The sequence below is a fragment of the Candidatus Thermodiscus eudorianus genome, from assembly GCA_015521085.1.
Lineage (GTDB): Archaea > Thermoproteota > Thermoprotei_A > Sulfolobales > Acidilobaceae > Thermodiscus > Thermodiscus eudorianus.
The window spans coordinates 72156-84024 of record WAOW01000005.1 but is presented as its reverse complement, the minus strand read 5'-3'; the positions used below and the strand labels follow the sequence as shown (position 1 = coordinate 84024).

The 11869-nt window shown below is 55.1% G+C and carries 13 protein-coding genes and 1 tRNA gene; 8 read left to right on the top strand and 6 right to left on the bottom strand.

The genetic code is table 11. The features are described from left to right. Positions 1-34: 34 nt before the first annotated feature. Positions 35-1660 carry an ABC transporter permease subunit gene (locus F7C38_03535; GenBank protein ID MCE4600619.1) on the bottom strand — a complete coding sequence of 542 codons (1626 nt, stop codon included), beginning with the start codon at positions 1658-1660 and terminating at the stop codon, positions 35-37. A gap of 13 nt (positions 1661-1673) precedes the next feature. Further along, entirely contained in the window at positions 1674-2798 is a 1125-nt protein-coding gene (locus F7C38_03530) for an ABC transporter permease (protein ID MCE4600618.1), read from the bottom strand. A gap of 131 nt (positions 2799-2929) precedes the next feature. Between F7C38_03530 and F7C38_03525 the strand changes: the two genes are divergently transcribed. The 5 genes from F7C38_03525 to F7C38_03505 all read left to right on the top strand — a co-directional run bounded on the left by F7C38_03525 (position 2930) and on the right by F7C38_03505 (position 6692). After that, entirely contained in the window at positions 2930-3520 is a 591-nt protein-coding gene (locus tag F7C38_03525; GenBank protein ID MCE4600617.1) for a hypothetical protein, read from the top strand. Positions 3521-3567: 47 nt separating this feature from the next. Beyond that, complete coding sequence (locus F7C38_03520; protein ID MCE4600616.1) at positions 3568-3813, top strand: Lrp/AsnC ligand binding domain-containing protein; 246 nt, start codon at positions 3568-3570, stop codon at positions 3811-3813. 29 nt (positions 3814-3842) lie between these two features. After that, positions 3843-5255 (top strand): tRNA(Ile)(2)-agmatinylcytidine synthase, encoded by a 1413-nt coding sequence (locus tag F7C38_03515; protein ID MCE4600615.1) that lies wholly within the window; start codon positions 3843-3845, stop codon positions 5253-5255. 362 nt (positions 5256-5617) lie between these two features. Continuing rightward, positions 5618-6286 (top strand): ribose 5-phosphate isomerase A, encoded by a 669-nt coding sequence (gene rpiA / locus F7C38_03510; protein MCE4600614.1) that lies wholly within the window; start codon positions 5618-5620, stop codon positions 6284-6286. A gap of 52 nt (positions 6287-6338) precedes the next feature. Then, positions 6339-6692: a hypothetical protein gene (locus tag F7C38_03505; protein ID MCE4600613.1), complete on the top strand. Its 354-nt coding sequence runs from the start codon at positions 6339-6341 to the stop codon at positions 6690-6692. On the opposite strand, the gene F7C38_03500 is transcribed toward F7C38_03505, so the two are convergent. After that, a complete protein-coding gene (locus F7C38_03500; GenBank protein ID MCE4600612.1) occupies positions 6645-6806 on the bottom strand; it encodes a preprotein translocase subunit Sec61beta in 162 nt (53 codons plus the stop codon). The two genes, F7C38_03505 and F7C38_03500, sit on opposite strands and share 48 nt — an antisense overlap. Positions 6807-6896: 90 nt before the next feature. Here F7C38_03500 and F7C38_03495 point away from each other — a divergent pair, with 90 nt between their 5' ends. Continuing rightward, a complete protein-coding gene (locus F7C38_03495; protein MCE4600611.1) occupies positions 6897-7178 on the top strand; it encodes a nucleotide pyrophosphohydrolase in 282 nt (93 codons plus the stop codon). Here F7C38_03495 and F7C38_03490 read toward each other — a convergent pair. Together F7C38_03490 and F7C38_03485 are read right to left on the bottom strand one after the other, a co-directional pair. Further along, positions 7175-7924: a geranylgeranylglyceryl/heptaprenylglyceryl phosphate synthase gene (locus F7C38_03490; protein ID MCE4600610.1), complete on the bottom strand. Its 750-nt coding sequence runs from the start codon at positions 7922-7924 to the stop codon at positions 7175-7177. The two genes, F7C38_03495 and F7C38_03490, sit on opposite strands and share 4 nt — an antisense overlap. Then, positions 7875-8222, bottom strand: a complete 348-nt coding sequence (locus tag F7C38_03485; protein MCE4600609.1) for a hypothetical protein — start codon at positions 8220-8222, stop codon at positions 7875-7877. Before F7C38_03485 ends, F7C38_03490 begins: the two co-directional genes overlap by 50 nt. A gap of 97 nt (positions 8223-8319) precedes the next feature. On the opposite strand from F7C38_03485, the gene ahcY reads away from it, so the two are divergent. Both ahcY and F7C38_03475 read left to right on the top strand, forming a co-directional pair. Then, a complete protein-coding gene (gene ahcY, locus F7C38_03480; GenBank protein MCE4600608.1) occupies positions 8320-9564 on the top strand; it encodes an adenosylhomocysteinase in 1245 nt (414 codons plus the stop codon). Between the two features lie 55 nt (positions 9565-9619). Further along, positions 9620-9696: transfer RNA gene (locus F7C38_03475), tRNA-Ile, on the top strand. A 285-nt stretch (positions 9697-9981) separates the two neighbouring features. Here F7C38_03475 and F7C38_03470 read toward each other — a convergent pair. Continuing rightward, positions 9982-11850, bottom strand: coding sequence for a CBS domain-containing protein (locus F7C38_03470; protein ID MCE4600607.1), 1869 nt, complete (start codon positions 11848-11850; stop codon positions 9982-9984). Positions 11851-11869 lie beyond the last annotated feature (19 nt).

Below are 11869 nucleotides of genomic sequence, written 5' to 3'. Positions count from 1 at the left end.
AAGAAATTTGATATAAATAATTGTCTATCCTACACTACTTCTGCAGCTTCGGGGCCACTATCGGCTCGATTGCTCTCCCAATTAACAGGAACGTGGCCGAGAATATCACTAATGCGAGGCCTGGGAATATGTACATCCACCACCATCCCGTCGTCACAGCCTTGACGTTATACGCCAACTGCAGCATCTTACCCCATGTGGGGGCTGATGGATCGCCGAAGCCGAGTAGTGCTAGGCTTGCCTCTGCTACTATAATCCCGGGGATTGATAGTACGGCTATAGCCATGGTGTACGGGTATATCTGTGGGAAGATATGCTTGAATATTATCTTCTTCGTCGACACTCCAACGGCCTTGGCTGCCTCGATATATAACTGTTCCGAGATCTGTAGGGCCATACTCCTGACTACTATAACGGGGCCTGCCCATGAAAGGGCGATCATGATTAGAGCCAGGGACTTCAAGGTGATGGTGCCGAAGGCATAGGATATAGCAATTAGTATTGGGAGGAATGGCAGGGATAACATGACGTCGGCGATCCTCATTAGGATCTCTCCCTTTATATCCTTCCAGTACCCTGCCAGGGTCCCATATATCGCGCCGATGAATGTTGAGACGAAGGTTACAGTAAAGCCTAGTAGGAAGGCGTATGGGAGCCCTAGTAGGAGGCCTAGGCCGATGGGCCTAGAGTAGACGTCAGTCCCGAAGAACCCGTAGCAGTTACCCATTAACCTGAACTTGTAGTGTACTATACCCATACCGTTCTTGGCGGCATCGGCGGCGTTGGCCAAGACGACTGCATACATGCCTATGTGCACCTTGTATGTACCGCTGAGGCCTGTGATCTTGCCATTGTCTACTGTTGCGAATAGCATTCTAGGGTCGAGGAGGGTTTGGTTAGATGCTTGTATCCCTAGTATCTCGTATAGTCTGGAGAGGGTCTTGTCTAGTGTAGATGCGAGGTAGGGTGAATTCTTGTAGTTGGATAGGGTCTCGGCTCTTGCATTGTAGGTAACGTTGCCCTCCACCGTCTTCTTTATAACCGAGCCGTATATGGTTAGCACGTTGGTCGCGTTTTGTCCTTGACTGTAGAGTTGTCCCTGGAAGAATATTACTGGGATGAAATTGATTGCTTCGCTATCAGGCCTCTCTATGTACATCCAGGCGGAGGTGACTACTACCTGGCCTGAGGCTTGGAGGTCTGTGGGGATCTTTAGTGTCAGGAGTAGTCTTACATCGCTTGGCAGTGAGTGGCTAGTTATGTTGATTGTTCCCTCATAGTCGTAGTAGACTACTTTGTAGAAGCCGGTTTGGAGTATTGGTGTTAGTTGCTTGTCTAGTATATCGTAGAGGTCTGGCGCTACTATACGTAGGTCCTCGGGAATCTTGCTCATGACTTCTTGATGGACCTTTAAGTCCTCCTTAGCCTGGGTTATGGTATTGAACTTGTCTTTGACGACCCAGCACGGAGGGACTGTTGCAGGATACTTGTAGGGGTAGTATGCCTGCTTACCCTGTTCATACAGCTTCATCCCGTCGGGGTAATATGCCGCCACCGCGTAGAATGCCAGGATTACCTGGATTAGCAGGAGGGCGACCCCTACTTTACCGCTCCAGGTTCGGAGCACGATCTTCATGTTAGACTTGAAGTTCTCGAACAATCACATCACCCCCTCACGCCCTCTTGATCCTCGGATCTAGTAGTGTGTACAGTATGTCCAGGACTAGCCTGGTCACTAGGTAGAGGAGCGTCGTCACATACGTTAGGACCGTTAGGACTGCCACGTCATTGGCGGAGATGGCGTCCCAGTAGAGCTTCCCTAGGCCCGGCCACTCGAATATCAACTCCGTGATTATTGCTCCAGCGAAGACGCTTAGGACGATTGAGAAGAGTACTATTGTTACTATTGGCGGTGCGGCTGCCCGTAGCACGTGCTTCCTCAGGACTGTTGGCTCCGGCAGGCCTTTTGCCCTAGCTACCATTACGAAGTCCTCGTTGAAGACGTCCAACAAGATGTTCCTCATCCTGTACGCCGTATCGCCTACGCTGAGCACGGTGACTGTCAGCACTGGGAGTGCTGCCTTTGAGAGTAGGTTTCCTATGTCGTGTGGATTGAAGTTCTCCGTCACCTTTGGGAAGATGTGGTATCGTTGTGTGAAGAAGAATATGAAGACCATGGCGAGCCACCACCAGGGCATGCTGACGCTGAACACGCTCCACCCCACTATCGTGTTGTCGAGTATACCTCCGGGTCTCCTGGCGGCGTAGAGGGCTAGTGGTGTTGCTAGTAGGATCACTATTGTTGACGATGTCGTGAATAGGAGGACGCTGAAGGGGACCCTCTCAAGTATTATATGATACGCGTTCTTGTCCCCCTGCTTGTAGAAGAAGAAGCCCCTCGTCTCCAGTGTGGCACTGGAATTTACTGGTTCGAAGGTAAGCATGGTCTTGGTATACCTAGTCGCTATTATGTACCACGGCTTGTCTAGCCCGCGGTTGTGTATCTCCTCTTGAGTCAACTGGTCTATATACCACCGCAACGCGTCCTTATCGAGGGTTTCATTGTTTATGGGGAGTCCATGGGACTTAGCATACTCCATGTACTCCTTTATTATCTCCTTCTTGAGCTCCTGCCCCCCGGGCAACCTGAGTTGCGCGATAACCTCCTGCTGTATCTCTTGCCTGAGAGCCTGCTTCTGTCTCTCGGTCAGTGGCCCGGCGAATATCGCGGCGACAATGAATGTTACAATTACTAGTACTATGACGAAGTTAACCAGCTTCACCGCAAGCCAGCGCACACCCAACCACCAATACTGTCATCGCGGCCGGACAACATCGCCCGGCCAGTATTACATCCCCTAACAACCATACCCTCCTCGACTCTAAAATTATTAGCCCTGGAGCCGGAAAGCCCTCCGCGGCGTCGACCATGAAGGCGAGAATATACCTGCCCTATTATATCGTCGAGACGGGTAGAGGAAAGCGCTTCTATGGCGAGACACATCTATCCCTAAGAGCCCTGTGGACTAGGATACTAGTATTGGCCACGCCAAGAGACCTCGGATTCATAAAGATGCCCCTGGGAGGCACACGCCTTGAACCACTGGCAAAGCCGGACGAGTACGGTAGGAAGATTACTGAGGCCCTGGAGAGGGCTAGCGAAGTTTCCAGGACAAAGCCGACGTTCAAGATAGGGGGAGTAAGGGGTCTGCTGAAGGCTATGGTGACTGGTTTCAGGTCGAAGGTTTCTGTCAAGAGCGGGCCCGAGCTCGAAGCCCGGCTCATACTATACTATGCATCCCGTGCTCTCGGCCTAGAGCCCGGGGATAGGGTGAGGGTATACCCGGAGACTCTGTGGCTCCCCGTCGAGGTCCTCGTGGGTGGTGATGGAGGGGTAGAGGCTTACATCTCCTCTAAGGGAGTGGAGGAGCGGTTCACACTCCTAGAGAAGTTCGCCTCCATGGACGCCGGGGTGAGGGAATCGATCATAGCGGCGATAGAGTCCTGGAAACCTTTATAGTAGCCCGGGGCTAGTATATTTTAAGTGTAGGAATCGAGGTGTACGCCATGGCGCTCGCTATCGTGATGATAAACGTCGAGGTCGGGAAGGAGAACGAGATCTTCGAGAAGCTCTTCGAGCTACCAGAGGTCAAGGAGGTATACATGGTCTACGGGGTCCACGACGTCATAGCAGTCATAGAGGCCGACACCATGGACTCCCTGAGGACCCTGATAACAGAGAAGATAAGGCGGATGGACGGAGTAAAGAGTAGCATGACCAGCATCGTGGTAATGCATAAGAAGAAGGAATAGCCTCCTAGTAGATCCCCCGGTCGCCGGGATTGACGACTCCCACGGCAAACCCGGATTCTTTCCCACACCCCTTCACCATAGCCATTGACGACTCCGACACCCCCTGGGGCGGGTGCACCACGCACCTAGCATGGATCATCCTCTCAAGGCTGCGGGACCACGTGGTACTGGCAGACTATCCCCTACTCGTGAGGCTCAACCCCGTGGTCCCCAGGAAGACCCGGGGCAACGCGGCAGTAGTCATAAGAGGATACACGAGGCTAGACTATGAGGATCTCTACGAGATGATCAACGGGGTAATCGACGGCTACATGCCTGTAAAAGCCCCCGGCAAGTCGCCCGGGCTCGCGCTCTACAGGGGAACAGAGCCCTGGAGGGTCCCTCTACTCAGAATCCTCTACCACAGGGGTAGGAGGGAATTCATACCTGTAGAGCTGGCCGAGGAAGCAGCGGCTAGACTAGGCATAACAGCGAGGAGAGGTAGCGGGCTCGTCGGCGCCATCCTCTCGCTGGCGGCTCTGGCGCCCTGGGACCCCTACACGTTCGAGCTCATAGCATACAGGCGCGTAGAGAAGCTTGGAGAGGATCGATGCGTGAGAGGCGATCCCATGGACGAGGCCAAACTGCCCCCGTGCGAATATGCCAACTACGACCTGGTCACTGGCAAGCTAGTAGCCGCCCCCGGGGGGCCCGACCCCGTGCTCATAGGCTTCCGGGGGGCCGAGCCTACATGCCTTGGAAAGGCTTCGAGGCTGTTATGCGAGGAGCCCGCTGGCTGGGTGCTCTACAGGACGAACCAACACACGGGGGCGGGTCCCCTGAGGGTCCCCCTCAGACCCTACAACTACGTCAAGCTCAGGGGTGTAGTAGCTAAGAGGCCTAGAGAGCTCCCCGGAGGCCACGTGATCGTAGAGCTCGACGCCCAGTGGGGGAGGGTCCCTCTAGCCTTCTACAGGGAAACAGGCCCTCTGCGGGAAGTGGCCCGGATGCTGGTGGAGGGCGACCTCATCGGGGTCGAGGGCGGGGTCGTGCCCAGGAGCAGGGGGAACACTATAGCAGTCGACGTATTGGTCGTCTATAGGCTAGCCAGCGAGGAAGTATACCTGGCCCCTAGGTGTCCTAGGTGCGGGTCCCGCATGAAGAGTATGGGGAAAGGGAAGGGGTACCGGTGCGAGAGATGCGGGTATAGGGATCCCCGTGCCAGGCCAGTCAGGGTGAGGGTCCCTCGACCACTCACACCAGGCCGGTACACCCCTCCCGTCTCGTCGGCTAGGCATCTCACCAAGTACAACTGGTGGGAGCCAGCCGTGGGAGGAGGGACCCCCGCCTCGATGCCTGTGGAGTGTGTTGTCAGCCAGGAAGCTGAGCCTCCTCCACTCTCCTATGGGTGGGAGTATTGTAAACCATTGGTTTACAACCCCCCTGTTTCAAGTGGAGCATGAGGGTATTAGCGGGGGGACCCCCTGCCTTCAAGTGGAGAATTGTTGAGATTGATTGCGTTGACCGATGCTTTTCGTGGCTGTTGTTTATGATGTTTGCATAATGAGTATAAATGAATATATGATATGAAAAATAATTATTTATATGTGGTGTCCGGTCCTCGCAACAAGGGGGAGTAGGATCCAGTGGAACTGGTGGGGCGAGGGGGTGGCATTAGCCTGGAGCGTGGGATATAAAAGGACCCCTCCGTTTCCACTGGAGCCGTGTAGACGCCCACAATAATATCCCGGGGGGAATACGTGGTAGACGTGGGTGCGTTGTCCTGGAGGGTTGCAACGCTAAGAGGGCGGCCGCGCTAGGAGCTCTGCAGCTTGTCAGTGATCTAGGCGTAGAAGTCGAGAGAATCGGCGTGGGCACGGGGTCCACTGTCGCCCAGCTGATAGAGGTGCTCCCCTCTACGGGCATAAAACCCTCCGTGGTAGCCTCGTCGAGCCTGGCCTCGGCGTTGATGCTGGCTGATAGGGGTTATGCCCCGGTGCATCCCAGCGTAGCCCCGGTACTAGACGTCTATATCGATGGAGCCGACGAGGTGGATCCGAGGGGCAACCTGGTCAAGGGCCGGGGGGCGGCGCTCCTCGGGGAGAAGATACTGGCTAGTAGGAGTAGGCTGAACATATTCATAGTCACGGGGGAGAAGCTCGTCCCCAGGCTGGGCTCCAGGAGGCCGATCCCGGTCGAGGTCGTGAGGGACGCGTTAACCCCCGTGGTCGAGGCTATACGTAGGAGGTTCCCCGATACCGCTCCACGGACTGGTGGCGGCAAGGATGGTCCTGTGATCAGCGACTGGGGAGGGGTCATCGTGGATGTCCACACGGGTCCCCTGAGGGACCCTCTGGAGGTTGAGGGGTTCCTACGCAGTATACCGGGTGTGGTCGAGACGGGCCTCTTCATAGGCTATACTGATTACGTCGTGGTCGGCCGGGACGATTGTGGATGGGAGGTGTTAAGGTTCGAGCGACCCCACACCCTATGAGTCCGTAGAAGAGCTCCTGTCCTCGGACCCCCCAGGCCAGTGGGCCGAGAAGGTGAGGGCCCTGGCCTACTCTAACAGGTTCGTCCGCTTGTGGAGGGACCCTCCCTTGATGGTGTACCTGGGCGATCACGGGGATTACCTGCTAGTCGACGGCCATTACTGTAGTTGCCCCGGGTTCACGATGAGGACTAGTAGGAGGGGGGTCGCTGGCTGCACGCATGTCTATGCGGTTAGGATAGCGTTGAGGGAGGGGCGTTTCAGGGACCTCTCGGGGTCTCTGAGTCCAGGGGACGTGGCGGCTATTGTGTGGGAGGTGTTGACTGGGGGCCTGGCTGTTATGGTTAGGAGGATGTTGGCTCTAGAAGATCATGTGGGCGATGACTACTATGGCGGCGAAGATGGTTGATGCCAGGACGAGGGTCGTGGGGCTCATCTTTATCTTGCCCTCGTATTCATCGTAGAAGGCTATTAGTCCCGCGGCGCTCATGGGGCCGCCTTCCCTCTTCCTCTTCTTTGCCATAGCCTGTACACCCCGGGTTTCCAAGGGTTGGTTGAGGAGGCTAAATTAACTTAACCGGGCATACCGTTGCTGGGTGTCGACGTATTGGCCCTGACCCTGAGATGCTTTGCGGAGGCTATGAGGGCTTCGTACCTTGAGAGGGATAGGGAGAGGGGTCTCTTCGAGACGTTTTCGTGGCTCGTGGAGGAGGTCGGCGAGCTCGCCGAGGCCCTTAGGAGTGGGAGGCCCGAGAGGATTAGGGAGGAGGTGGCAGACGTGTTGGCCTGGACTATCAGCATAGCGAACCTGGTGGGCGTGGACGTTGAGGACGCCGTGCTCTCGAAGTACGGTCTCGACATTAAATTAGCTGGATGCCGCGAGGGACCCTCCTAGCCCTTCTTGAAAGCTCCTATTACCTCCTCTAGCATCTCCGGCCTCTTCTCTGCAAGGGTCCCTGTTACGAGCCCGTCTGCCCCGGCGGATGCGAGTTCCCTAGCCGTCTGGGGGTCCCTCACCCCGCCCCCGACTAGGAGCAGGGGGCCTAGCCCAGCCTGGACTAGTAGACTCTTAGTGTAGGATACGGCTTCTGGGGGGACCGGGTTGGGCGCACCGCTTCCAGCCTCCAGGTATATCACTTCTGCACCCATCATGGCTCCAGCGAGGGCGTGGATGGCGACGAGTTCTGGGTGCTCGTAGGGTATTGGCCTGGCCCTCCCTATGTATCCGGCGGCGCCCCCGTATCCGACTATAATGTATGCCGTGGGTATGGGTTCGAGCTCCATCTTGAGCACTAGTGGCGCGGCCTGGACCTGCACGCCTGAGAGATAGTATACGTCTTCGCTGTTCAGGAGGGTCATGAATAGGACTGCATCGGCTTTCGGCGTCAGCCCATTGAGGTTGCCTGGGAATAATATGACTGGTAGCCCCGCGTTCTTCACCGCCTCGACGGTCTTTGACAGGGCAGGCTCGTGGACTCCCGTGGAGCCCCCTACTAGTATGGCATCGGTACCCGCATCCCTGGCCCTCTTAGCCCTCTCCAGGGCCGACGCGGGGGAGTCCTTGTCTGGGTCGATTAGTGTGAAGTGTAGTCTACTCTTCCTCCTCTTCTCCTTCAGCCAGTTCAGAAGCTTCCCCTTCATACTCTACCACTTCCTCTCCTCCAGACTCTCCCTGCGAGCACTCCTCTAGCCGGTCCTCGTATACCATGTCAACGATCTTGTTGTAAACATCAACCCTATCAAACACGTCAGGAACCTTGAGCTCGCAGTAGAGGCCACATGTGCCACAGCGGACTATGGCTAGCTTGGTCCTGGGCTCTCCACTCTTCTTAAAGTCCACCGTGAGGGTCATGCTACCGCATCGGGGGCACTGGAAGTATCTCGGCGGCAGTGTACGCTTCTTTACTATCCTCTTCCTCCTCTTCCTCCTCCTACCCATTCCAAAGCACCAGTCCGGGCTCATCGAGTGCCTAGCCAGCGTGTTATTTATTTTGATTAATCCCGGGTATCAGCGTATCTGAAGGTGTCGTAGCGTGGTGGAGTATAGGATTCGTGACCCCTCATTGTCTGGTGAGGGTTGGAGGAAGATCGAGTGGGCAGAGGCCCATATGCCGGTTGTAGTAGAGTTGAGGAGAAGGTACGAGGGAGAGAGGCCTCTGTCGGGCTATAAGGTGTCGATGGTACTGCATGTGACCAAGGAGACAGCGGTCCTAGCGCGTACCCTAAAGGCCTGGGGGGCAGAGGTTTACCTAGCTGCGAGCAACCCCTTGTCCACGCAGGACGATGTCGCGGCGGCGCTTGTCGAGGACGGGATAAACGTGTTCGCGTGGAGGGGCATGTCGACGGAGGAGTACTTCTGGGCTATCGACAAGGTCGCGGGAGTACGTCCTCACCTGGCAGTGGATGACGGGGGAGATCTACATGTCTATCTACACGAGAAGAGGAGGGATGTGGCTGAGGGGGTCCTCGGGGGCACGGAAGAGACAACTACTGGGGTGTTGAGGGAGAGGGCCCTTGAGAGGGAGGGTAAGCTCCTATACCCGATTATAGCCGTGAATAATGCGATGACAAAGTATCTCTTCGATAACAGGTATGGTACCGGGCAGAGCACGATAGACGGGATCCTCCGGGCCACCAACATATTGCTAGCGGGAAGGAAGGCGGTAGTTGCAGGCTATGGATGGGTTGGCCGTGGCATAGCAATGAGGCTCAAGGGAATGGGTGCAAGGGTCATTGTGACAGAGGTCGATCCCATCAGGGCGTTAGAAGCCGTCATGGATGGATTCGAGGTCATGCCCATGGATAAGGCGGCAGAGATAGGTGAGATCTTCGTCACAGCCACGAGTAACAGGGACGTGATTAGGCGAGGGCATTTCCTCAAGATGAGGGATGGCGCGGTATTAGCCAATGCGGGCCACTTCAACGTCGAGATAAATGTGAGGGAGCTGGAGGAGGTGGCGGTGTCTAAGCGAGATCTTAGGAGGTATGTCACCGAGTATAGACTAGCTGATGGTAGGAGGCTTTACCTGTTGGCCGAGGGCAGGCTCGTCAATCTAGTCGCTGCCGAGGGCCACCCGAGCGAGGTCATGGACATGAGCTTCGCGAATCAAGCACTCTCGCTATTGTACCTGAAGGAAAACGCGTCGAGGCTTGAGAGGAGGGTCTATAATGTATCTAGGGACCAGGATGAGCTGGTCGCGAGGCTGAAACTAGAGACGATGGGCATTGATATAGATAAGCTTACCCCCGAGCAAATAGAGTACCTCCATGGGAAAGCGTAGAAGATAAATCCCCATCCCGTAGTAATACCCATGACGGGACGGGCGCTTGGCACCTGGGCCCGTAGCTCAGCCAGGTAGAGCGCCCGGCTCATAACCGGGTGGTCGGGGGTTCAAATCCCCCCGGGCCCACCAATCCAATGAAAGCTACCTACACATGAGTTCTCCACGCAACGAACTATTCTGTGCACGGCTAACCATCCGGGTAGCGTAGTCGAGATCGATCGGTATTCGGGCTCTGGAAGCCTCAGCACGCTTTGGCATCTCTGAGGGGGGTAGGTCTATGAGTATCGGGCTATTTGGAAGTTGGAGTGAGGTTTGGAGGGCTCTGAGGAAAGTCGGTCTTCATCCCGGACTGGGTCCGCGTCGCTCCACCATCTTCATAGCCGGGTAGAGGGTTCCCGGGTAGAGGTGTTATTTTTAGCCTTGCTTCGGGGCTTCTCTCCTCTCCTCCATGGTCGGCGCGGGTAGTGCTTCTACTCTTGCGTGGCGTGCCATCTCTCTCAGGATCGTGTTCTTTGACACCATTCCTACTAGCCGACCTTCCTCGTCTACTACAGGAAGCCCGTCCACGTTTTCCTCTTTGAACGCCTGTATGGCCTTTAGCACCGTGTCCTTTGGCGTTAGCCGTGTCTTGACTGGGACCATAACGTCTGCGGCCATTAGCGGCATGACCTTGACGTACCTGGCCTTCTTGGGTCCAGCTTTTATGAGCCTCCTGACCCATATTAGCCGCCTACTCTTCCTTGCTATGAGTGAGTCTTCGTATGCCATGAATGGGAGTCTGTTAGAGCTTATTACACCGTAGACTCTGTCTCCTTCTGAGACTACTAGCGCGTCGAGCATGAATGTAGTCATTTTGTTGATGGCATGCGCTAGGCTATGGTGTGGATGTACTCTCGCGGTTTTTATGGGAACCATTACATTCTCTACGTAGAGCTTGCCTACCTGGTGCTTCGCATAGGCCTCTATCAAGTCGTCCTTTGTAATGAATCCAACTATGTTTCCATCATCGTCTTCTACTATTGCGACCTCCGCGTTGTTAGACAACATCTTCAGGGCGACATTCTCAACAGGCTCATTGGCTTTGACCCGTGGGACCACCTTTGTCATGACAAAGTCTATGAAGAACTTGTCGTAGATCCTCCTACGCCATATCGGTCCCTTCAGCGCGATGGCCTTCAACATGTTCCACTTGGAGACGACTCCAACTATCCTCCCAGCTTCGTCTACGACCAAGAGATAGTCTGTCTTCCTCCTGAGCATTTCTTTCCTCGCGTGCTCGACGGTATCGTTTATAGTTATGGATGGAAGCTCTTCCCTGGCTATGTCGCCGGCTACTACTCCCAACTCCTTGTATACTCCCTTGGGCGCCTTTGTTACAGCCTCCTGGATCAAGCTCTGCTCACTCCTATAGTAGACCTTCTCTTCGGGTGCAACGGGTTTCGGTAGTGGTAGAGGCTTGCGAGGCACTCTACCGGGCTTTGCACCTTCTATGTACACCTTTACTACATCGGCCTGAGTTAGTATACCGACTATCTTCCCCTCCTCGTCTACCACCGGTATTATGGAGAAGTCATTATCCGCCATGACCTTGGCTGCCTGCTCGATTGGTGTGTCGGGCGTGGCTACGACTACTCCCCTGGTCATGATCCTCCTAACCTTGGCCGGGGTTACTATCTTCCCGGCTCTAATCTCTCTGTGGAACCTCCATCTACCCTTCCTAATCAAGTCGAAGGGCGTTATAACACCGATAGGGACAGGCTCCTCCTTACTCCTCACCACTACAACGCCGGGTATGCCTTTGAACACGAACTTCGACCATACCTTGTTAATCGGCGTATCCGAGGTGACAATGTAGTCGTCTAGGTCCTTTACAGTCATCGCCTCGGCGACTGTTTCTGCTAGCGGCTTGAACTCTCTGGATAGGAAAGCAGCTAGTATATCTCTTAGTGTAACTACGCCGACGAGTTTGCCATCGCGGTCGACTACGGGTGCCGCGTCTACTTTGAACTCCTCCATGGTTTTGAAGGCCTCGTCGATACTCATGTCAACGTTTAGTTGTGGGAACTCGCGGGCGACGTCGGAGACGCGTAGATTCGTTCTAGTGCTTGTTGGTATGATTGCTTCGATTCGTGTTAAAAAGCCATAGTATTTATTAGTTTTTTCATCTTTTATTACTGGTATTATCCTTTCCTCTGTATCTCTGAAGATAGCGCGTATTCTTGCGAGGGGCGCGTTCGGCAGTACCTTGGCTGCAGCCTCCCGCGCTACCTCCCATATCTTCAAGCATTATACACCTCCCTTA

What these genes read in the sequence shown, in the direction of transcription:
- F7C38_03525 (MCE4600617.1), top strand. Translation starts at nt 2,930, where the DNA reads ATGAAGGCGAGAATATACCTGCCCTATTATATCGTCGAGACGGGTAGA.
- F7C38_03485 (MCE4600609.1), bottom strand. Translation starts at nt 8,222, where the DNA reads ATGGGTAGGAGGAGGAAGAGGAGGAAGAGGATAGTAAAGAAGCGTACA.
- F7C38_03490 (MCE4600610.1), bottom strand. Translation starts at nt 7,924, where the DNA reads ATGAAGGGGAAGCTTCTGAACTGGCTGAAGGAGAAGAGGAGGAAGAGT.
- F7C38_03500 (MCE4600612.1), bottom strand. Translation starts at nt 6,806, where the DNA reads ATGGCAAAGAAGAGGAAGAGGGAAGGCGGCCCCATGAGCGCCGCGGGA.
- F7C38_03520 (MCE4600616.1), top strand. Translation starts at nt 3,568, where the DNA reads ATGGCGCTCGCTATCGTGATGATAAACGTCGAGGTCGGGAAGGAGAAC.